23 protein-coding genes are annotated in these 20981 nt (G+C 60.2%); 14 read left to right on the plus strand and 9 right to left on the minus strand.

Translation table 11 applies throughout. The annotated features are described in order from the left end of the window. Positions 1 to 8 precede the first annotated feature (8 nt). On the plus strand, positions 9 to 605 hold the full coding sequence (locus PY650_RS17605) for a histidine phosphatase family protein (RefSeq protein ID WP_285880727.1): 597 nt from the start codon (positions 9 to 11) through the stop codon (positions 603 to 605). A gap of 31 nt (positions 606 to 636) precedes the next feature. Here the strand turns inward: PY650_RS17605 and PY650_RS17610 are convergent, their stop codons facing one another. Both PY650_RS17610 and PY650_RS17615 read right to left on the minus strand, forming a co-directional pair. Then, complete coding sequence (locus PY650_RS17610) at positions 637 to 897, minus strand: DUF1344 domain-containing protein (RefSeq protein ID WP_285880728.1); 261 nt, start codon at positions 895 to 897, stop codon at positions 637 to 639. A 139-nt stretch (positions 898 to 1036) separates the two neighbouring features. Beyond that, positions 1037 to 1210: a hypothetical protein gene (locus PY650_RS17615; protein ID WP_285880729.1), complete on the minus strand. Its 174-nt coding sequence runs from the start codon at positions 1208 to 1210 to the stop codon at positions 1037 to 1039. Between PY650_RS17615 and aroC the strand changes: the two genes are divergently transcribed. Next, a complete protein-coding gene (gene aroC, locus PY650_RS17620; RefSeq protein WP_285880730.1) occupies positions 1209 to 2306 on the plus strand; it encodes a chorismate synthase in 1098 nt (365 codons plus the stop codon). The two genes, PY650_RS17615 and aroC, sit on opposite strands and share 2 nt — an antisense overlap. A gap of 11 nt (positions 2307 to 2317) precedes the next feature. Next, entirely contained in the window at positions 2318 to 3421 is a 1104-nt protein-coding gene (gene ribB / locus PY650_RS17625; RefSeq protein WP_285880731.1) for a 3,4-dihydroxy-2-butanone-4-phosphate synthase, read from the plus strand. Positions 3422 to 3509: 88 nt separating this feature from the next. On the opposite strand, the gene PY650_RS17630 is transcribed toward ribB, so the two are convergent. After that, complete coding sequence (locus tag PY650_RS17630; protein WP_285880732.1) at positions 3510 to 4700, minus strand: winged helix-turn-helix domain-containing protein; 1191 nt, start codon at positions 4698 to 4700, stop codon at positions 3510 to 3512. A gap of 108 nt (positions 4701 to 4808) precedes the next feature. Here PY650_RS17630 and PY650_RS17635 point away from each other — a divergent pair, with 108 nt between their 5' ends. From PY650_RS17635 to PY650_RS17645, 3 genes are read left to right on the plus strand one after another with little or no spacing between them, the layout of a single operon-like run. Then, positions 4809 to 5486: an energy-coupling factor ABC transporter ATP-binding protein gene (locus PY650_RS17635; RefSeq protein ID WP_285880733.1), complete on the plus strand. Its 678-nt coding sequence runs from the start codon at positions 4809 to 4811 to the stop codon at positions 5484 to 5486. Then, the gene (locus PY650_RS17640; protein WP_285880734.1) at positions 5486 to 6088 is read left to right on the plus strand and encodes an energy-coupling factor transporter transmembrane component T family protein; all 603 of its coding nucleotides are present in this window, start codon (positions 5486 to 5488) and stop codon (positions 6086 to 6088) included. The genes PY650_RS17635 and PY650_RS17640 overlap by 1 nt, the downstream gene beginning before the upstream one ends. Before the next feature lie 27 nt (positions 6089 to 6115). Beyond that, positions 6116 to 6679: a biotin transporter BioY gene (locus tag PY650_RS17645; RefSeq protein WP_285880735.1), complete on the plus strand. Its 564-nt coding sequence runs from the start codon at positions 6116 to 6118 to the stop codon at positions 6677 to 6679. Positions 6680 to 6721: 42 nt separating this feature from the next. Here the strand turns inward: PY650_RS17645 and PY650_RS17650 are convergent, their stop codons facing one another. After that, positions 6722 to 7123, minus strand: a complete 402-nt coding sequence (locus tag PY650_RS17650) for an acyl-CoA thioesterase (protein ID WP_285880736.1) — start codon at positions 7121 to 7123, stop codon at positions 6722 to 6724. Between the two features lie 169 nt (positions 7124 to 7292). Here PY650_RS17650 and PY650_RS17655 point away from each other — a divergent pair, with 169 nt between their 5' ends. The 4 genes from PY650_RS17655 (at position 7293) to dxs (ending at position 11685) form a co-directional block, all read left to right on the plus strand. Then, on the plus strand, positions 7293 to 8234 hold the full coding sequence (locus PY650_RS17655) for a histone deacetylase family protein (protein ID WP_285880737.1): 942 nt from the start codon (positions 7293 to 7295) through the stop codon (positions 8232 to 8234). 2 nt (positions 8235 to 8236) lie between these two features. Beyond that, positions 8237 to 8488, plus strand: coding sequence for an exodeoxyribonuclease VII small subunit (locus tag PY650_RS17660; protein ID WP_285880738.1), 252 nt, complete (start codon positions 8237 to 8239; stop codon positions 8486 to 8488). 231 nt (positions 8489 to 8719) lie between these two features. Further along, positions 8720 to 9643: a pirin family protein gene (locus PY650_RS17665; protein WP_285880739.1), complete on the plus strand. Its 924-nt coding sequence runs from the start codon at positions 8720 to 8722 to the stop codon at positions 9641 to 9643. A gap of 125 nt (positions 9644 to 9768) precedes the next feature. Beyond that, entirely contained in the window at positions 9769 to 11685 is a 1917-nt protein-coding gene (gene dxs, locus PY650_RS17670; protein ID WP_285880740.1) for a 1-deoxy-D-xylulose-5-phosphate synthase, read from the plus strand. A gap of 26 nt (positions 11686 to 11711) precedes the next feature. Here the strand turns inward: dxs and PY650_RS17675 are convergent, their stop codons facing one another. Then, positions 11712 to 13607, minus strand: a complete 1896-nt coding sequence (locus PY650_RS17675) for a sigma-54-dependent Fis family transcriptional regulator (RefSeq protein ID WP_285880741.1) — start codon at positions 13605 to 13607, stop codon at positions 11712 to 11714. Between the two features lie 232 nt (positions 13608 to 13839). Here PY650_RS17675 and PY650_RS17680 point away from each other — a divergent pair, with 232 nt between their 5' ends. Beyond that, complete coding sequence (locus PY650_RS17680) at positions 13840 to 14892, plus strand: NAD(P)-dependent alcohol dehydrogenase (RefSeq protein WP_285880743.1); 1053 nt, start codon at positions 13840 to 13842, stop codon at positions 14890 to 14892. 181 nt (positions 14893 to 15073) lie between these two features. After that, positions 15074 to 15367 carry a ribbon-helix-helix domain-containing protein gene (locus tag PY650_RS17685; protein ID WP_349644497.1) on the plus strand — a complete coding sequence of 98 codons (294 nt, stop codon included), beginning with the start codon at positions 15074 to 15076 and terminating at the stop codon, positions 15365 to 15367. A gap of 82 nt (positions 15368 to 15449) precedes the next feature. Here the strand turns inward: PY650_RS17685 and PY650_RS17690 are convergent, their stop codons facing one another. From PY650_RS17690 to PY650_RS17705, 4 genes are all read right to left on the minus strand, one after another. After that, positions 15450 to 15626 carry a hypothetical protein gene (locus tag PY650_RS17690; protein ID WP_285880744.1) on the minus strand — a complete coding sequence of 59 codons (177 nt, stop codon included), beginning with the start codon at positions 15624 to 15626 and terminating at the stop codon, positions 15450 to 15452. Between the two features lie 18 nt (positions 15627 to 15644). Then, positions 15645 to 16754, minus strand: coding sequence for a WD40 repeat domain-containing protein (locus PY650_RS17695; RefSeq protein WP_285880745.1), 1110 nt, complete (start codon positions 16752 to 16754; stop codon positions 15645 to 15647). Continuing rightward, on the minus strand, positions 16751 to 17083 hold the full coding sequence (locus PY650_RS17700; protein WP_285880746.1) for a hypothetical protein: 333 nt from the start codon (positions 17081 to 17083) through the stop codon (positions 16751 to 16753). Before PY650_RS17700 ends, PY650_RS17695 begins: the two co-directional genes overlap by 4 nt. An 80-nt stretch (positions 17084 to 17163) precedes the next feature. Further along, the gene (locus tag PY650_RS17705) at positions 17164 to 17619 is read right to left on the minus strand and encodes a hypothetical protein (RefSeq protein WP_285880747.1); all 456 of its coding nucleotides are present in this window, start codon (positions 17617 to 17619) and stop codon (positions 17164 to 17166) included. Positions 17620 to 18118: 499 nt separating this feature from the next. Between PY650_RS17705 and PY650_RS17710 the strand changes: the two genes are divergently transcribed. Continuing rightward, positions 18119 to 19792, plus strand: a complete 1674-nt coding sequence (locus PY650_RS17710; RefSeq protein WP_285880748.1) for an aromatic/alkene/methane monooxygenase hydroxylase/oxygenase subunit alpha — start codon at positions 18119 to 18121, stop codon at positions 19790 to 19792. 99 nt (positions 19793 to 19891) lie between these two features. Continuing rightward, complete coding sequence (locus tag PY650_RS17715) at positions 19892 to 20974, plus strand: NADH:ubiquinone reductase (Na(+)-transporting) subunit F (protein WP_285880749.1); 1083 nt, start codon at positions 19892 to 19894, stop codon at positions 20972 to 20974. The last annotated feature ends 7 nt before the right edge of the window (positions 20975 to 20981 follow it).

The raw sequence follows: 20981 nt of genomic DNA on the forward strand, positions 1-20981 counted from the left end.
ATCTGACCGTGCCGCCCATCATCTATGTGATACGCCACGGTCAGACGGACTGGAATGCCGAGCGCCGGCTGCAGGGGCAAAAGGACATCGATCTCAATGTCATCGGCCGCGCGCAGGCGCGGCAGAATGGTGTTGAACTCGGCGAAATCCTCGCTTTCGAAAACCAGCCTTTCGATTTCGTCGCAAGCCCGCTGAGGCGAACGCGCGAGACCATGGAGATCGTACGCGAAGCCATGGGACTGGCGCCAAAGGACTACCATACCGACGAACGGCTGGTCGAAGTCTCCTTCGGCGCCTGGGAAGGCTTTACCATCAAGGAATTGAAGGCGACCGAGGCCGAACGCCTCGCCGAGCGCAATGCCGGCAAATGGGATTTCATCCCTCCAGGCGAAGATGCGGAGAGTTATGAAATACTCTCCTGGCGCGTCGGCTCGTGGCTGACTTCGGTTGATCGGCCGACCGTCTGCGTCACCCATGGCGGCGTGATCCGCTCGCTGTTCCGGCTGATCGGCGATGTCTCGAAGGAAGATGCTGCCGAAGCGGAAATCCCGCAGGACCGGATCTTGAAGATCGATCCTCAGCAGAGAATCATCGGCTGGGTATAAGAACGCGCCAGTCTGCAACGGCGTCCAATTCTCACTGCACGATGTCGAGATCGTTGATGACGCGCTTACCGTCGATTTCGGTATAGAAGACGACGACTTTAACGCCGGCCTTCAGGCCGGTGAAATCGAAATCTTGGGGCGCCTGATAGCTCTTGCCATCATCCAGCGTGATGCTGAAATTCTTCTCATCGACCTTCTTGATTGTGGCCTCGACGTCTGCGCTTTCGGCAAAACCGGCGACGGGGGCAAGAAGACTTGCCGTGGCCAGCAGCGTCGCAACAAAGAAGCGCATCGTCGGTACCCTCTTGATTTTATTTCGGTGCTAATTCTTGACTGTGTACAGATAGCGCTTTGAATATGGCGGAAATTGCCCGCAACAATGGCGGTCGATGCCCAATTGATGAATGTATTTTCACAATCCACAGCATGCGTTAATCTTCGTTTACCATGTCAGGTGCAAAGCGAATTCCGGCGCTGCCGGCGCCTGCGCGTTCACCGCTGAAAGAAAGATTTGCCTCGGCGGCTTTTTGGCCTATGAGTGTGCCGCAATTCCACGAGATAAAGGCGCGGCCGCCGCCGGGCCGCAGCAATCCGGTCGCTTCCATGTCACACAATACATTCGGTCATCTCTTCCGCGTCACCACCTGGGGCGAAAGCCATGGGCCGGCGCTCGGCTGCGTCGTTGATGGCTGCCCTCCCGGGCTCCGTTTCAAGCTTGAGGACATCCAGGCCTGGCTCGACAAGCGCAAGCCCGGCCAGTCTCGTTTCGTCACGCAGCGCCGTGAAGACGATCTCGTCAAGATACTGTCCGGCGTGATGTTGGACGAGGACGGCGAGACGATGATTTCGACGGGGACGCCAGTCTCGATGCTGATTGAAAACACCGACCAGCGTTCCAAGGATTATGGCGAAATCGCCCGTCGCTACCGCCCGGGCCATGCGGACTATACCTATGACGTCAAATACGGCATTCGCGACTATCGGGGCGGCGGCCGGTCGTCGGCCCGCGAGACCGCGGCGCGCGTCGCCGCCGGCGGCATTGCCCGTCTCGTCGTGCCCGGCGTCACCGTGCGCGGCGCACTGGTGCAGATCGGCAAGCACAAGATTAATCGCGCCAATTGGGATTGGGCGCAGGTCGACCAGAACCCCTTCTTCTCGCCAGATCCGGAAATCGTACCGGTCTGGGAGGACTATCTCGATGGCATCCGCAAGGCCGGCTCCTCGATCGGGGCAGTGGTCGAAGTCGTCGCCGAGGGCGTACCCGCTGGCCTCGGCGCACCGATCTATGGCAAGCTCGATCAGGATATCGCGTCGTTGCTGATGTCGATCAACGCCGTCAAGGGCGTCGAGATCGGCAATGGCTTCGGGGCCGCCGAGATGACCGGCGAAGAAAATGCCGACGAAATGCGCATGGGCAACGACGGCCACCGCATTTTCCTGTCGAACCATGCGGGTGGCATCCTGGGCGGCATTTCCACCGGCGAGCCCGTCATCGCCCGCTTCGCCATCAAACCGACGTCTTCGATCCTGACCGAGCGCCGATCGATCGACGCCGACGGCCACAATGTCGATATCCGCACCAAGGGCCGGCACGACCCTTGCGTCGGCATTCGCGCCGTGCCGATCGGCGAGGCGATGGTTGCATGCGCCATCGCCGATCATTACCTCAGAGACCGCGGCCAGACGGGCCGGTTGAAATAAGGACTTTATTCATGCCCTATGACCAAAAGCGCGTCGTGGAAGCCCTCCGAGCCTTCGAGGCCGGCGAAATCGTCGTCGTCATGGACGATAACGATCGCGAGAATGAAGGCGATCTGATCGTCGCCGCCGTTCATTGCACGCCCGACAAGATGGCCTTCATCGTCCGCCATACGTCGGGAATCGTTTGCGCGCCGATGCCGCGAGAGGAAGCCAAGCGCTTAAACCTCAACGCCATGGTGGCGGAAAACGATTCGGCACACACCACCGCTTTTACTGTCTCGGTTGACTTCAAGCATGGTACGACCACGGGCATATCTGCCGACGATCGTACTTTGACGGTGCGCAATCTCGCCAATCCGAACGTCGGCCCGGCCGACTTCGTACGCCCGGGCCACATCTTCCCGCTAGTTGCCCGCGAAGGCGGGGTGCTAATGCGCTCGGGCCATACGGAAGCCGCCGTCGACCTCTGCAAGCTCGCCGGCCTGCCGCCGATTGGCGTCATCTGCGAACTCGTCAATGACGACGGCACGGTGACGCGCGGCCAGCAAGTGCTGGAATTCGCCGAGCAGCACGGGTTGAAGCTCGTCTCGGTCGCCGACCTCATCGCCTATCGCCAGCGCAAGGAAACGTTGATCGAACTCGGCACAAGCTTCGATCTCGATACGCCGTTCGGCAAGGCGCGCGCTCACACCTATTCGCTGCCGTGGGACCCGATGCAGCACCTCGCCGTCGTCTTCGGCGACATCCGAGACGGTATCGACATTCCGGTGCGCCTGCATCCGGAAAGCGTGGCCGAAGACCTGTTCGGCAAACGCCGTCCAGTCGACTTCTACATGAAGAAGATCGCCGAAGAGGGCCGCGGCATTATCGTCTATCTCCGTGAAGGTTCGGTAGGCGTCGGCCATTTCGACAACGGCCGCAAATCCCGCCAGGCTGGCCACGAGACCCATGCAGAAGCCCAGGCCCGCGACAATGAATGGCTGGAAATCGGCCTCGGCGCGCAGATTCTGAAAGACCTCGGCGTCAGCTCGATCAAACTACTGACCAGCCGCGAGCGGCACTATGTCGGCCTCGAAGGTTTTGGCATCAAGATTGCCAAGACGGAGATCTGCTGATTTTTCACCCTCCGGGGAGCGTCGGAGCGAAGCTAGCTCCCCACACTCAGGATCACCCACCGCAACCTCCCCCTCAAGGAGGAGGTGGTTAAGGCCGCCAGCCGTCTAGGAACACCACCTTCTCAACTCCGGTGAAACGGGCGATGCGCTCCAGCTCCGCTTCCAGCTTCTCCAACCGGCCGGCAGACGGCTTGACGCCGGGCTCCAACCACAGGCGCTTGACATCGAGGGTGCCCGTCTTCCGGTCGGCCTTCATGTCAATCCGGCCGATCAGACGGTCTCCTTCCAGGAGCGGAAAGACATAATAGCCGTATTCGCGCTGCGGCTCCGGCACGAAGACTTCGATGCGGTAGAAAAAACCGAAAAGGCGTTCGGTGCGGTTGCGGTCGCGCAAGGTCGGATCGAACGGACTGAGGACACGTATCCGCGCAGGAGCTTCGGGGAAACTGTCCAGCGTGGTTGGGAAATCGGCGAAGGCGAAGCAACGGCGTGGCTTGCCGTCAGCTGCGGGCTCGATCAGCATTTCCGTCAGTTCCGCGCGGTGCGCTTCGACCCAAGCTTTTGCCTCCTGCGGCGTTACCAGGTCCCAGAAGGCGGCGATCTCGCCTGACGTGGCGAATCCCAGGCGCTGCAAGGCGCTGCGGCAGGCCCAATCGACGAATTCGTCGTGGCCGACTTCGGGCGTGTGGAAGGCTTCCGGCAATACGCGTTCGACAAGATCATAGACCTTTTGGAAGTTGGTGCGGCCGGCGATGGCAAATTTGCCGGTGCGCCAGAAATATTCGAGCGCCGTCTTGTTCGGATGCCAGTTCCACCAGCCGCCGGAGGTATGATTATCGTCCTTGATCTCACGGGCCGTGATAGCGCCGTTTTTCAGCACGCGGTCATAGGTCTCCTCGAACGCGGCTTCGAACCCCTCACCGCGCCATTTGCGCCAGCGCTCGACGATCGCCAGTTCCTCGCGGCGGAATCGGTGCTTCCAATAGACGAAGAAGGCGCTCGGCAGGATGGAAGCGTCATGCGTCCAGTTTTCAAACAGCGCCCCGTCTTTTTCGAGCAGCTCGGTCAGATGTTCGCGCCGATAGGTCTGGTTGCGCGAAAACAGAATCTGGTGATGCGCCCGCTCGACGGTCGCGATACTGTCGACCTGCACGAAGCCGATATCGTGGATCAACTGCAGCAGCCCGGCCTTGGTCAAGGCGCGGTTCGGCGGATTGGAAAGCCCCTGTTTGGCGAGGAAGACACGGCGGGCGTCACGGTTTGAAAGCAGATTCGTCATCCGTCAATCATAGGCATTAATTCCCATGCTTTCAAATGGGCGTTGATTTGATAATTCCTCATGATGGGCTATAGGACCGCTATATCAGGGTGGAACAGGACCAGCGGCATGGATATCCGCTTCGACAATGCCGGTGTGAATTTCGGCTCGCGGCTTGCGCTTTCGCCGCTTAGCCTGACGCTGAGCGAGCGGCGCATCGGCGTGATCGGGCTTAACGGCTCCGGCAAAACAACATTTGCGCGGCTGATCAATGGGCTTGCCAAGCCAACGACCGGCCGCGTCACCGTCAACGGGCTCGACACCGTCGCCGACGCCAAAATGGTGCTCGGCAAGGTCGGCTATATCTTCCAATCACCGCAGAACCAGATCATCCTGCCGATCATTCGCGACGATATCGCCTTCGGCCTCAAGGCCCGCGGCCTCGGCAGGAGCGAGATCGAGGCGGCGGTTGACGGCATTCTCGACCGATTTAGTGTTCGCGACCTGGCGGAGCGGCGAGCGCATGAGCTTTCCGGCGGCGAGCTACAGATGGCCGCTCTTTGCTCCGTGCTCGTCACCGGGCCAGATATCCTCATCCTCGATGAACCGACCAATCAGCTCGATCTCAGGAATAGGGCGCTGGTGCAGACAACCATTGCCGGCCTGTCGGAACATGTCATCGTCATCAGCCATGATCTGCCGCTGGTCGAGGATTTCGATCGCGTGCTGCTGTTCAATAAAGGCAGCCTCGTTGCCGATACTTCGCCCACCGAGGCCATAGCACGCTACAGGGAGCTTGCCGCCTGATGCAGACATTGCACGTCGATGCCGACACCTGGATGCACCGAATGACGCCGCGCCTGAAACTCGGCGTACTGGCGGCTCTCGGCATCCTATTGTTCCTGACGAGCTCCCCCACGCTGATCGGCCTTGCCTCCGTCGGTGGCGCCCTCCTCTATTTCCGCAGCGGGTTGCCGATGGGCGAAGCGTTGAGACGACTGCGGCCGGTCATTCTCACCATTACCGTCGTGGCGCTGTTCAGCACGATCTTCAATCCCCTCGAAGTCGCTATCGTCACGGTGCTGCGCCTGTCCGCGCTCGTGCTCTTCGCGGCCGCCGTGACGGCAACGACGTCGATTGCCGCTTTCATCGACGAGATCACCGCGTTTGCCGCGCCATTGGAAAAGATTGGCCTCCTGAAGGCTGCCGATATTGGTCTTGCTGTCGGTCTCGTCGTACGCTTCGTCCCAGAAATTCTCGATCGTTACCGCGCCATCCGAGAGGCGCATGAGGCGCGCGGGATCAAAATGCGCATCACAACCGCGCTGGCGCCGCTAATCATCCTGACGCTGCGTGATGCCGACAATATTGCGGCTGCGATTGACGCCCGCGGCATTCGGCGGCATTGAAAGACAGTGTTTTCGAATGGAGCCGTCATGACCACTCGCGACCTCGTTCTGTCCGCGCTTTTTGCCGCCATCATAGTGGCGCTCGGCCTGTTACCGCCGATCTCGATCGGCATCATCCCGGTGCCGATCACGGCCCAGTCGCTCGGCGTCATGCTGGCGGGCGTGGTGCTCGGCGCCAGGCGCGGCGCGATCGCGGTGCTGATCGTCGTCGTGCTGGTGGCCATCGGCCTGCCGGTGCTGTCTGGCGGCCGCGGCGGGCTGGCGGTCTTCGTAGGCCCGACAGCAGGCTACTTCATCGGCTGGATCTTCGCCGCCTACGTCACCGGCTATCTTTCCGAGCGGCTCGTCAAAGCCGAACAGACGGGCCTCGCCCAGGGCATCGGCTTCTTCATCGCTTCAGTGGCCGGCGGCGTCGTGGTTCTTTACGCTTTCGGCATTGCCTGGCTCGCGATTGCCGCCAATATCGGCTTCACCAAAGCGTTCCTGGGGTCGATGGGCTTCGTTCCGGGCGATCTCATCAAGGCTGTCGTCGCCGCCCTCGTCGGCCGCGCCGTCATGGTCGGCTATCCCCTTCTGCCGCAGCGGAGCTGAGGATGGAGCGGTTTTCGGACAGGCTTGTGATCGACTGAGACGTCAATCCAGATACTTGTAGAGCCAGTCGCGGGTATCTTCGGGCAGTGCCACGGGATCGTGTTCTTCGCCGCGCACGGCCAACCAGAGGATTTCCACCTCGGCCGCCAGTTCGTTACCGGTTTCGACCATGACCAGGAAGCCGATGGACTTGCCGCCTATCTTGTTGACGCTGACCGAAAAGCGGGCGAGATCGTCAAAGCGCAGCGCCCGGTGCAGCGAGCAGGAAGCCTTGGTGGCGATATAGGTGGGCTCGTCGTTTACCAGCGGGCGGGCACGCCAGAATTTCGACAATGCGGTTTCGGCCTGGGAGATGTACGAGGCGATGAACATCTGCCCGTGCCTGTCGACATCGCGAGGCGGCACTCGCATCTCGATGACATCAGATCGTTCTACACTCATCATCACGCAAAACCCTGGCCGGCGCGGCTCGCACCTTAACGAAAGCTTAACATCGCGCCCCAGGAAGTAAACGGGCGGTCACTCAACGTGGTTAAGATGGATTGTTGACATTATGGTGATACTACCCATGTCCCTGTAACAGACGTCACATCCCGTCTATAGATTTGGTTTCATGAGCACACGCCTTTACGAGCACCCCATCTTCCTGGAACACCTCACCCCTCCGGGTCATCCGGAGAGGCCGGACCGGCTGCGATCGCTAAATATCGCGCTGGAGCATCCGAACTTCGAACGGTTGGACCGGCGCAAGGCGCCGCTCGCCAATGAGGACGCTGTTCTGCTCGCGCATCCAGAAGAGCATCTGACCTTCGTCCTGCGCTCGATCCCCGATAGCGGCGACGAAGGCGAAATCAACCAGCTCGACGCCGACACCTATGCCAGCCCGAAGACGTTGCAGGCGGTGCTGCACGGTGTCGGTGCCGCAATGGCGGCGGTCGACGACGTGTTCTCGGGCGCAGCGGACAATGTATTCGTCGCAGCCCGCCCGCCTGGGCACCATGCCGAGAAGGCCAAGGCCATGGGCTTCTGCTTTTTCAACAACGTGGCGATCGCCGCCCGCCATGCCCAGAAGGTTCACGGGGCCGAGCGCGTCGCCATCGTCGACTGGGACGTGCACCACGGCAACGGCACCCAGGACATCTTCTGGGACGACCCGTCGGTGCTCTTCTGTTCGACGCACCAAATGCCGCTTTACCCCGGCACCGGCAAAAAAGACGAGCGCGGCGCGCATAATACTATCGTCAACGCACCGCTTTCACCCAATACCGGCGGCGACCATTTCCGGGAAGCTTTCAAATCCCGTGTCCTTCCGGCGCTCGACGATTTCCGCCCCGACCTCATTATCATCTCCGCCGGGTTCGACGCCCATCATCGGGATCCACTGGCGCAATTGAACCTCACCGGCGAGGATTTCGACTGGGCGACCGGGCGTATCCTGGAAGCCGCCGACCGCAGCGCCAAGAACCGGGTCGTCAGCCTGCTCGAAGGCGGCTATGATCTCGAAGGCCTCGCCGAATCGGCGGGCCTGCATATTCTGCGCATGATGAAGGGGTGACGATGAGCGAAAACGCCAAAGTGGATGTGTCCGGCTATTCCTTCGAAAAGGCCGTGGCGGAGCTCGAAAGCATCGTCGCGCGGCTGGAACGCGGCGACGTCGCACTCGATGATTCCATCGCCATCTACGAGCGTGGCGAAGCGCTGAAGAAGCATTGCGAAGCCCTGCTGTCGGCCGCCGAGAGCCGCATCGAGAAGATCAGGCTCGATCGGGCCGCCAAGCCGCAGGGGACGGAACCGCTGGACGGACAGTAAGGCATAAAGCTCGACAGGAGGCCGTGCGCGCCGCAATTGGCAAGAAGGCGCCCGGCTCACCGCCACGACGGCGGATCTTTGATATCGGGGAGCAAGGCAAGCGATGATCCAGCTCATCGGCTCATGCCCTTTCGGCAGACGGAGCTACGGGCTGCGATATTCCCAGAGCTTCGCCTATCGCTTATTCCTCTTTCCGGCTAACTTAATCCGCAACTCAATGGAGATCCCGCCATGTCCTTCTTTCCTGGCAAAGATCCACTGCCCGGCGATGCTTTCGCCTGTGACGCGATCGAGCATCTCATCATTCCGCGCACCAGCGATCTAGGCGGATTTTTCGTGCGCCGGGCGCTTCCGAGCAGTCGGCGGCGGCTTGTCGGACCGTTCATCTTTTTCGACCGCATGGGTCCCGCGGTGCTCAGGCCCGGCGAAGCCCTGGATGTGAGGCCGCATCCGCATATTGGCCTGTCGACCGTCACCTATCTTTTTGATGGGGAAATCCGCCACATGGACAGCCTCGGCACGGAAAAGGTCATTCGTCCCGGCGACGTCAACCTGATGACGGCCGGGCGCGGCATCGTGCATTCCGAGCGCACACCACAAAACCTGCGCGATCATCCGTTTGCCATGTCTGGCCTACAGACATGGCTCGCCCTTCCCGACGACAAGGAGGAGATCGATCCTTCCTTCGCCCACACGGAAAAAGATGACTTGCCGACCATCGCTGATGCTGGCGTGACCGGGCGCGTGGTGATCGGCAGTTTCGAAGGCCTCAGATCGTCGGTAAAGTCCTTCTCAGACACGCTCTATGTCGATCTGCAGCTTCAGCCCGGCACGAAGTTTCCGTTCGCCGCAGGACATGAGGAGCGCGCGGCCTATATTCTGTCCGGATCGCTCATTGTTGCGGGCGACCGTTTCGAAATGGATCAGCTCCTTGTCTTCCGCCCAGGCGACGCCATTACCCTGGAGACAGCCGAAAATGGCTGTCATCTTATGCTTTTTGGTGGTGCAGCGCTCAATTCGAAGCGCTATATCTGGTGGAATTTCGTCTCGTCTTCCAAGGAACGCATCGAAAAGGCCAAGGAAGAATGGCGCACCGGCCGCTTCGACATCGTGCCGGGAGACGAGGAAGAGTTTATTCCTTTGCCGGAAAGCTAACGAGTTCATAACAACGCCAAATGTTTCTTGTTCAGGAACTCCTTGAATTCGGCGCCTTTTGCCGCAATCTGTTTTGAGATAAAGGCGGGCTGCCGCCCAAGAATAGCAAGAAAGAGGCTTCAGCCTTGACACACATGCCAGAGACACCCCTGCTGGACCAGGTCCACTATCCCTCCGACCTGCGAAAGCTGGAGGACCGGGACTTGCCGCAACTTGCCCGCGAGCTCCGCGACGAGATGATCGATGCGGTATCGCGCACGGGTGGACATCTGGGCGCCGGCCTCGGCGTCGTCGAACTCACCATTGCCATCCACAATGTTTTCGACACGCCCAACGACCGTCTGATCTTCGACGTCGGCCATCAGTGTTATCCGCACAAGATTCTGACCGGCCGCCGCGAGCGCATCCGGACGCTGCGCCAGGAAGGTGGGCTTTCCGGCTTCACTCGCCGCGCGGAAAGCGAATACGATCCCTTCGGCGCCGCGCATTCTTCCACGTCGATCTCCGCCGGCCTCGGCATGGCGGTCGCCGCCGAACTCGACAAGACCAATCGCCGCGTCATTGCGGTCATTGGCGACGGCGCGATGTCGGCCGGCATGGCCTATGAGGCGCTGAACAATGCCGGCGCCCTCGACGCCAGGCTGATCGTTATTCTCAACGATAACGACATGTCGATCGCACCGCCGACTGGGGCCATGAGCGCCTATCTCGCCCGACTTGCTTCCGGCCGCACCTATATGGGCTTCCGCGATTTCGGCAAGAAGCTGACCGCCTACCTCGGCAAGAATGTCGACCGCGCCATTACGCGTGCCGTCGAGCATGCGCGAGGCTACGTCACCGGCGGGACGATGTTCGAGGAGATGGGCTTCTATCATATCGGCCCGATCGACGGCCATTCCTTCGACCACCTGCTGCCGGTCCTGCGTAACGTACGGGACCATGCACAAGGCCCGGTGCTGATCCATGTCGTGACGCAAAAGGGCAAGGGTTATGCCCCCGCCGAGGCGGCAGCGGACAAGTATCATGGCGTCAACAAGTTCGACGTTATCACCGGCGCCCAGGCCAAGGTCAAGCCGAACGCACCTAGCTACACCAGCGTCTTTGCCGACGCCCTCGTGCAGGAAGCCATGTTGGACGAGAAAATCGTCGGCATCACCGCCGCCATGCCGAACGGCACCGGCCTCGACAAATTGCAGGAATTTTTCCCCGCCCGCTGTTTCGACGTCGGCATTGCCGAACAGCATGCCGTCACCTTTGCGGCTGGCCTGGCCGCCGAGGGCTTTAAGCCGTTCGCTGCACTCTATTCCACCTTTCTGCAGCGCGCCTATGACCAGGTGGTGCATGATGTGGCGATCCAGGGTCTGCCGGTGCGCTTCCCGATCGATCGCGCCGGCTTCGTCGGCGCAGACGGACCGACTCACGCCGGCTCCTTCGACACGGCCTTTCTCGCCACCCTACCCGGCTTCGTGGTCATGGCCGCCTCCGACGAAGCAGAACTGAAGCACATGGTGCGCACAGCGGCGGCCTACGATCTTGGCCCAATCTCCTTCCGCTATCCCCGCGGCGAAGGCGTCGGCATCGAACTGCCGGAACGCGGTGAAATTCTTGAGATCGGTAAGGGCCGCATAGTCAAGCAGGGATCGAAAGTGGCGTTGCTGTCCTTCGGCACGCGTCTGGCCGATAGTCTCGCGGCTGCGGAAGATCTCGACGCTGCCGGCCTGCCGACCACGGTTGCCGACGCTCGCTTCGCCAAGCCGCTGGACCACGGTCTCATCCGCCAGCTTGCCGGCCACCACGAAGTGCTGATCACCATCGAGGAAGGCTCGGTCGGCGGCTTCGGCAGCCAGGTCGTGCAATTCCTCGCGACCGAGGGCCTGCTCGACAACGGCCTGAAGATCCGCACGCTGGTGATGCCAGACATCTGGATGGAACAGGCCAAGCCCGAGGTCATGAACGCGAAAGCCGGCCTCGACCGGGCCGGCATCGTGCAAACGGTGTTCAGGGCGCTTGGTCGCAGCCGCATCATCGAGGCGGCTGGGTAAAGAGCGGTTCGTGTTGCCGAGGACGCTTAGTCCACGCGCGTCCGATATCCCTGCGGCGAGCCGACATGTTTGTACACCGTCGTCCGGGAAAGGCCGAGGGCACGGGCGGTCTGAGAGACGTTCTCATTGGTCTTGCGATAGACCGAGCGTATCTCCTGGCATTTCGCACGGCTGAGCGGGCGGCGGCGGCATTCCTCGCAGCAGTCCTCGGACGAATTCAAGGCAGGCACGGCTTCGTCGCAGCAATCCTCATCGATATAGTCCGTGCGCCGCCGTACCAACGCCCGCTGCAGCACCGTCTTCAGTTCGCGGATATTGCCCCGCCAGTGCCTCATCGAGAGATTGGCGATCGCCGCATCGGTCACCGGCGTGCCGGGCGCCATTTTCTCCATCAGGTAGCGCACGATGGCAGCAAAATCGCTGCGCGCCCTAAGCGGCGGCAGATGCACGGTGAAGGCGTTGAGCCGGTAGTACAGGTCGGCGCGGAAAAGCCGCTCAGTGACCATTCGCTCAAGATCGCGGTTGGTGGCGGAGACGATCTGCACGTCCACCTTATCGACCTTTTGGCCGCCCACCGCGCGCACCTCCATGCTGTCGAGGAAACGCAACAGCGAGGTCTGGGCAGCAAGAGGGATTTCCGCCACCTCATCGAGGAACAGCGTTCCTCGATCGGCACTGCGGACGAGGCCCGGTGCACCCTCCACACGGGCATTGGTGAAGGCGCCGCGTTCATGTCCGAATATCTCGGAGATGAAAAGATCCTCCGGCAGGGCGCCACAGTTCAGGGCTACGAACTCGCCCTTGCGGCCACTGACCCGATGGATGTGCCGCGCCATCAGTTCCTTTCCGGTGCCGGTTTCGCCGGTAATATGGATGGGCATGCGGAGCTTCGCCGCGCTGGAGACATCGCCAAGCGACCGCTTTACGCTATGGTCGTCACAGACGAAATCCGGCATGTCCTGCTTTTGCAGCAGCGGCGGCATAGTGGACGCCGGAGACTTGTGCGCCCTGAAACGACCCTGGCCGATCTGCCGGCAGATCATGAAGACGCCACTGCCGGCGCGATCGCGGATACGTATGCAGCCACCATTGAGAAGGCCGTCCATTGCCGCCCCGAACCCGGCTTCGAACAGCGTGTCGAAGTGGCTGCCGAGCATTGCGGGCAGGCCCGCCAGCAGCGCCTTGCCGCGACTGTTGATCGACGTGACGCTACCGTCCGGCGAGACGGATAGGAGGCCGGCGGACAAGGTATCGAGGTATTCCACGCGCGGATGAAAGGCAAAGACGAAGCTGTCGGAACACTCCCGATAGACCAACCCTTTTTCTATCTGCGCTGCCGCCATGCGCACAAGCGCATGCGTATGTTCCTGTCGTGCCTCATGCGTGCATGAGGCGTCGAGCAGGCCGAATATCTCGCCATGCGGATTGAGGATCGGAGCCGCCATGCAGCTTAGGTGACCATGCCCGGCAAAATAATGTTCGCGACCATAGATCGCCACGGATGTTCCAACCATAGCGGCCAGGCCCAGCGCGTTGGTGCCGCGTTCATTTTCGCTCCACACGCTGCCCGGCAGGATGGTGCGCCCTGCCTCACTGTCGGCGAAATGCTGGTCGCTGATCGTATCCAACACGATGCCGTCAGCGTCCGCGAGCGCAATCATGAAGTTGGAGCCGGCGATCTGTGAATAGAGCAACTGCATTTCCGCCAAGGCCAGATGTCGCATGGCCGACTTTGCCTCCCGGCGGCGCTTGATATCGGAAAACGAGATGACTTTCTGCTGCGGCGGTTTGTGGGGATCGAGGCCATTGTCGCGACAGCGTTGCCAGCTCGCGGCAACAACCGGCTGCAGGGCGCCGACAGGAATCCTTTGGCCCATTTCAAGCGCATAGCGCGCGCGATCAATACCCGACAGATGTTGCATGGCTCCTCCTCATGCGTCACCCATTTTCGAAGGATAGGGCCGCGCCATGCCCCTTGCAATAGACACAAACTGGACAGTCGAAGCAGACGAGCGTTCACCCGCTGAACACCGCGGCAAATCGAGATATCGATCAACCTATTGATTTTTCTTATTTTCGAAGGCTGGCATGGAGTTTGCCACTCTATTCCGGAGAAGCGGACACATGTTCTATTGAAAGAGGAGGAGAAACGACATGAAGGCACAGGTGCTCACGAAATACGACGATGCGCTGACGGCGGACCAATGGGTCTCGCTCCAGAACGTCCTGGATCCCGCCATTAGCAAATCGACCGATGTCATCGTCCGGATAGGTGGGGCGGGCGTCTGCCGCACCGATCTTCACATCATCGAGGGTGTCTGGCGTCCGCATATGGACCCGAACGGCAACAATCTGCTGCCGCTCATCATGGGCCATGAAAATGCAGGCTGGGTGGAAGCTGTCGGCAAGGAGGTCGAAGGCATCAAGGTCGGCGACCCGGTCATCGTCCATCCGAAGATTTCGGGCGGCACGTGCCTTGCTTGCCGCCGGGGTTTCGACATGCACGGCCCTGGCAAGTTCCCAGGGCTCGATTGCAACGGAGGTTATTCCGAATACCTCTGCACGTCGGAGCGCAACATCGTCGCGTTGCCGAAGACGCTGGCACCGAAGGAAGTGGCGCCCTACGCGGATGCGGGCCTGACGGCTTATCGGGCCGCCAAGAAGGCCACCCGGCATCTTCTGCCCGGCGAAACCTGTGTCGTCATCGGCGCCGGCGGTCTCGGTCATATCGGCATCCAATGCCTCAAGGCTATGTGCGCTGCCGACGTCGTCGTCGTCGACAAGTCCGAGGCGTCGCTGACGCTTGCCAGCAAGGTCGGTGCCGACAAGACAGTCAAGGCCGATGGCAACGAGGTAGAAGCCGTGCTGCAGTTGACGGGCGGACAAGGGGCCGAGGCCGTGATCGACTTCGTGGGCGAAAAGGGCACCACGACCAAGGGGCTCGCCATGACTCGATCTATGGGCAGCTACTATGTCGTCGGCTACGGCGAGGATATCCGCGTGCCAACAGTGGATATGGTCATCACCGAGAAGAATATCATCGGCAATCTGGTCGGCACCTGGGCCGAACTGGTCGAGCTGATGGCGCTTGCCGACCGCGGTCTGGTCGATCTGACGACGGTCGAATATCGGCTCTCCGATGCCAACCAGGCGCTCAGGGATCTCCACAGCGGCAAGATCCACGGCCGCGCTGTGCTTATCCCCTGAGCCGGACGAGATAGCGCAAGGGCCGATGACGGAACCTGATCGTGGCCGACGGGCCTTTAGGATAACACCAAACGCCGATGGATTGGTTTCGTCGACGACGGGCGACACCGACCCTCGGCGTATCGAGCCTCTCGCCTGTCGCCTTGGCGAACTACACTGAATGAACAGGGAGGAGAAAAGCATGATGTGCAGGATGGTAACGACACAAAGTCGCGAGCGGTTTTTAAAAGTCAATCGTTCGGTGCGTATCGCCGGGCATTCAACCAGTGTGCGTTTGGAGGATGCATTCTGGAGAGCGCTGGAAGACATGGCCGCGCTAGAGGGAATGTCGACCTCAAAACTGATTGCCGAACTATATTATGAAGCGCTGGAGCAGCACGGCAGCGCGCCCAATCTCGCCTCCGTGCTCCGCACGGTCTGTCTGCTCTATCGCGAGGAGCGCAACATGCATCGGGACATGCCGCGCCTGGCCTGAGCCGGCCACTGCGTTGTCTCGATCCGCGATGCATATTTTCCCGCCGTCGGCTTCATGATGATTCCGACGGCGGTGAAAGTCGTCAGTTGGTCTTTCTGTCGACGTCCGCGCGTCCTTCCGCGATCCATCGCGCGCCAAGCACCAGTGCGCCCATGCTGAAATCCCTGCCGTGCTCGGCAACCATTTCCTGAGATAGCCTGGCTATCCTCTCGAAAAAGGCGTCCTTGCTTTTTTCCTCTGCCGTCAGTTCCTTTTGCATGATGTCCTCCACTCGCTGCTACTTGAAGAGTTGTTTGGGAAAGGTGACGACAGCGACATTGCCGAGGCTGTCGGCCAACGCCAGATGATTGCCGTCGTTGCTCCATCGCAATTCGTGGACCGCACCGCCCGCGTGGCGCACGATCAGCTCCTGCGGAGAACCAATCTGCGCGACGACAACCCGACCATTGGCATAGCCTGCCGCGACCAGCCGATCGGCAGGATGCGCCGCCGCCGCTTCGACGATATCGAGGCCGGGCCGGCCGGTGCCGAGCGCACCCGTCGCGTTCGCATCAAAGGGCGGCGCATCCATCGACCATCCGGCTATGCGGAATGCGCCGGACGCTACGAGGGCATTGGAGGCGCGGCTCCAACCGAGCATGCCGACCGGGCCGGGAAAATCGACAAGATTGGCCATGCGCCCGTTCGCGGTGTCGAGCAGACGCAATCCACCCATTTCCAGACCGCATGCCAGCCACCGGCCATCGAAGCTCCACTGCAACGACAGCGGCCGCGCCGGAAATGTCGCCAGGCGCTCCGGTCGCCTTGATGCATCGGCCCGGCAAATGATGAGCCCGTCGGCACCGGCAAGCGCGATCATGTTGCCGTCCTCGGAAATGGACAGGATATCCGCGGTCAGACCCTCGATCCCGATTTCGCCAACCGCCCCTCTCCTCTCGGACTGCAGGTAGAGCCTGTCCGCCGTCATGGCCGTGGTAACGCCGGACGAAGCGTTATGGTCAAAGGCGACGATGGGAGCCTTGTCCGCAAAAAGCCGAGCGCCTGGTTCGCCAGCACGGCTCAGGCGAAGGAGCTCGCCATTTGCCGTCAAGACGAGGAAGTCTCCTTCGGTGCAGGCAGAAACAGCCGCTCCGTCCTTCAGTCTCGTCCGGATCAGCGGCGCCGGCCTGCCCTGCCGAGGCCTGATCGTCATCTGTGCGCTATCGATCTTGATACGGGCTTCCGGCGGCTCGTTATCGGCCAACCGTGCCATTGCGACCGCACCGTCTGCTCGCATGATCGCGAGCATCGTGTCGTCGTCATTGAAACAGAGGCGGATGGCTGGGCATTGCCATTGACGGGCCAGTAAGTCGAACAGTCCGGGATTGGGTACAGTCTGTTGGTTCATGTATATCCTCCACCACCCTGTCGCGCCGCCGCGATCTGCCGGTCGACGTCGGCAACTTCCTCTTCGGCGGCCGCTATCTCCTCCAGGCAATCGCCGTGAGCTGCTTGCATCCGCGCTGCATTCTCCCGACTCTCATGCAATTCTTGCACCAGTTGGGCGCTCGGGGCATTTCGACCGATCTCAAGCTCAAGCCGAAGGGTGTCCATGTCGATCCCGGAAATCGCTTGGGCGAGCTTCAACGCCTTGGCAGTCAACGCCGAGACCGCCGAAACAAGGCAAACGCGTTTGCGCACCAGAGAGTCGAGTAGATTCTTGTCGTGATCTGCCATTGCGAATACCCCTGTTTCCACTGCCAGACCGACCTATTCCGGCGCGCGGCAACAGTGCGGCGGAATTCACTGGAACACCGTCATTTTTGATCGTTGCCGCGCGGATCGTTAGACGTTCTCCATGCGTCAAGAATGACCGACAGTTCCGGCAACTGCCCTCTGAACTGAGCCTCAGCCATCGCGATGTGGCTGCGAAGCTGGTCCCAGACGTCAACCCGGATCATAGGATCTCCCGTCAGTTCCTCCATCGCCTCGACACGGAACTGCCGTGACAGTGAAACACCCGAGAAGACGAAGTCGCGCAGCGAGATCGAATGCTTCTCAGCAAAGGCGTGGATCATCGGGTGGGTTTCCGCGGTCACGCCCGCCGCCGCCAGTTCCCGAAGGATGAAATCGTGGAAATGGCTTCGCATCAGATACTGACTTTCCCCCATGAAACGCATCACGAACACGAGGTCACGCGCCATATTCCGGGCGAGTTCGGTAGTCACGTCGCCGTGGAGGGAGAGAGGTGGAATTTGATCTCTGTCTGCCATGGCGGTTTCCAAACTCGACCGTCTCATTTAGTAGAACCAGACTTAAAATATAAATCAATAATAAAAATTCCTCTTGCGTATAATTTTGGAGATTGAAAATTAACTTTCAGATATAACGCCGCCATAAAGATTACAAATGTGAATTACGATTGTAAAATAACGTTACACTGACCTCCATTTCCCTTGTTACAGATGCGATAAACAAGCCTATTTCTAGCTTGGCATGGCATTTGCATTAATCTCTTCATAAGAAGCCATCGCGCTCACAGCGACGCTAGAAGAACGAAGGAGCGGAGGGGGAACTAGCGAAGATGCCTGGGCGGAAGTCGTCCAGCGTTCCTCCGGAATACCTTTGCCGTAATCCACTTGCATGGCCGGACTTCGGGACGCGCCCAGGCGCAGCCTTGTCTTGCCGTTTCAATTTTCGCTCGCGGTGCGTTGCGCACCGTTCCAGCCGGGGCCGGAGGGGCCCGCGGCAGATAGTAGATAGTGGAGGCTAATGACGATGTCGTCTTTGACGCTGAACAAGATTACCTCACAGCGCGGTATTTCCGTCGGTGAGGCAACCAAGAAGATTTCCGACCTTGGTTGGAATCCCACCTACGTCCAGGAAGCGATGACGTTTCCCACGGACTACAAAATCACCAAGGCGCCGCGCGATCCGATGAAGCAGGTTCTGCGTTCCTATTTCCCCATGCAGGAGGAAAAGGACAATCGCGTTTACGGCGCTCTTGATGCCGCCCTGCGTGGCGACATGTTCCGCAATGTGGAACCGCGCTGGGTCGAGTGGATGAAGCTCTTCCTCGCGATCATCCCCTTCCCGGAAATCTCCGCGGCCCGTTCGATGGCGATGGTTGCGCGTATCGCTCCCGGTGAAGACCTGCGTACCGGGTTCACGATGCAGATGGTCGACGAGTTCCGTCACTCGACCATCCAGATGAACCTTAAGAAATGGTACATGGAAAATTACATCGATCCTGCCGGCTTCGACATCACCGAGGAAGCCTTCGGCAAGTGCTACGCCACGACGATCGGGCGCCAGTTCGGCGAGGGATTCATTACGGGCGACGTGATGACCTCTGCTTGCCTCTACTTGACCGTCGTTGCCGAGACGGCGTTCACCAACACGCTGTTCGTCGCAATGCCGTCGGAGGCAGCCCGTAACGGCGACTATGCACTGCCGACCGTCTTCCTGTCGGTCCAGTCCGACGAAAGCCGCCATATCGGCAACGGCCACTCGCTGCTGATGGCCGCGTTGAAGGAGCCGGAGAACCACCTGCTGCTGGAGCGCGACCTGCGCTACGCCTTCTGGCAGAACCACGCGATCGTCGACGCCGCTATCGGCACATTCATCGAATACGGCACCACCAATCGCGACAAGAACAAGGAATCATACGCGGAAATGTGGCACCGCTGGATCTTCGAGGACTATTATCGCACCTATATGCTGCCCCTCGAAAAATACGGCATCAAGATCCACCACGACGATGTGCAGGAAGCCTGGAACCGTATCACCAAGAAGAACTACGTGCACAAGGTAGCCCAGTTCTTCGCTGTGGGTTGGCCGGTGAACTTCTGGCGCATCGAAGCCCAGCGCGAAGCCGATTTCGAGTGGTTCGAACAGAAATATCCGGGCTGGTACGCGGAGTTCGGCGACTTCTGGAAATGGTATGACAAGCTCAGCCATCGCGGCGAGAAGATCATCACCTTCAACGAAGAAGTCGGTTACGTTTATCCCCATCGCTGCTGGAGTTGCCTGGTTCCGGCAGTCATTCGCGAAGACATCGTCGTCGATGAGATCGACGGTCAGCTTCACACCTTCGCCCATGAACTGGACCGCTGGACCGCCGTCGAAGCCTTTGCCGACGAATACCAGGGCCGGCCAACACCCGCGATGGGCCGCTTCAGCGGCAAGCGCGAGTGGGAGACGCTCTATCATGGCTGGGATCTCGCCGACGCGATTAAGGACCTCAACTTCGTCCGTTCCGACGGCAAGACGCTCATTCCGCAGCCGCACCTGCGTTTCGATGGCAAGGACATGTGGACGCTCGACGACGTCCGCGGGCACACGCTGCAGTCTCCACTGACGCTGCTGCGCCAGATGTCGCCGACCGAGCGTGAGCAGCACCTCGCCGAATATCGCGCGGGTTTCACAATCACGCCGTTCAACTAAGGCGCCGATCCGGCGGAGGCCGCAAAGGCCTCCGCCACATTCCGGGAAGAGGCCGTTCTCCTCTCACGAGACGGAGCGGTGGGGAATTGGGAGTTGCAAATGGCCAATGCGCAAAAAATAGATCTACCGGTTCATACGGTGCGACTGGAGCCAGTTGGCGTCGAATTCGAGGTCGGGAACGGCGAAACGGTTCTAAACGCCGCCTTTCGTCAGGGCATTGCCCTGCCGCATGGCTGCAAGGAAGGACAGTGTTCCGCCTGTAAATGCGTTCTGCTCGACGGCGAAGTCGACCTACTGAAATATTCGACCTTCGCGCTCAACGACATGGAGAGGGATTCCGGACACATCCTGCTCTGCCGGACGATCGCCTATTCGGACATGGAGGTCGAACTTCTGAATTACGATGAGGAAGTTCTCGCAAAATCGATCGCGGTCAAAACCTACACAGGTCGGATTACAAGGATCGAAAAGCTGACCCATGACATTCGCGGCATCGGAATCGAGCTCGGTTCGCCAATCAAGTTCTGGGCGGGGCAGTATGTCGACATCACAGTCACCACGAAAGATGGGGAGACGATTACGCGCTCGTTCTCCATGGCAAATACGCCGCGCGAAACCCAAGAACTCTCGTTCATCATCAAAAAATATCCTCAAGGAAAATTCTCCGGAGAGCTCGATTCAGGAGGAATCCAGGTCGGAGCCGCCGTCACCGTCGTCGGACCTTACGGAACCTGTTTCCGACGCGAAAATCGAGAGGGCCCCCTAGTCCTGGTCGGCGCAGGATCCGGCATGTCTCCGGTCTGGTCGATCCTCAACGATCATCTCCTTAGCGGTGAAACGCGGCCGGTCTATTTTTTCTACGGAGCGAGAAGCAGCGAGGATCTGTTCCATCTCGACAGGATCGACGAACTCGTCGCTCAGCACCCCGAGGTCACCTTCATTCCGGTGCTCTCGCACGCCGCCGAGGATAGCGGCTGGACCGGCGAGCGCGGCTTTGTCCACGAATGCGTCGACGCCAAGCTCAAGGAGTTGGCACTGGACGGCAATGGCGACGTCTACGCCTGCGGTCCTCCACCCATGATCGATGCCCTGCAGCCGGTTCTCTTCATGAACGGATTCGAATCCGAACGCATTTTCTTCGACAAATTCACCACTTCGTCCGGAGGAGCGCCCGGGCATTAAGGCCGGA

It is taken from the genome of Martinezella calliandrae, from assembly GCF_030272695.1.
Classification (GTDB): domain Bacteria; phylum Pseudomonadota; class Alphaproteobacteria; order Rhizobiales; family Rhizobiaceae; genus Rhizobium; species Rhizobium calliandrae.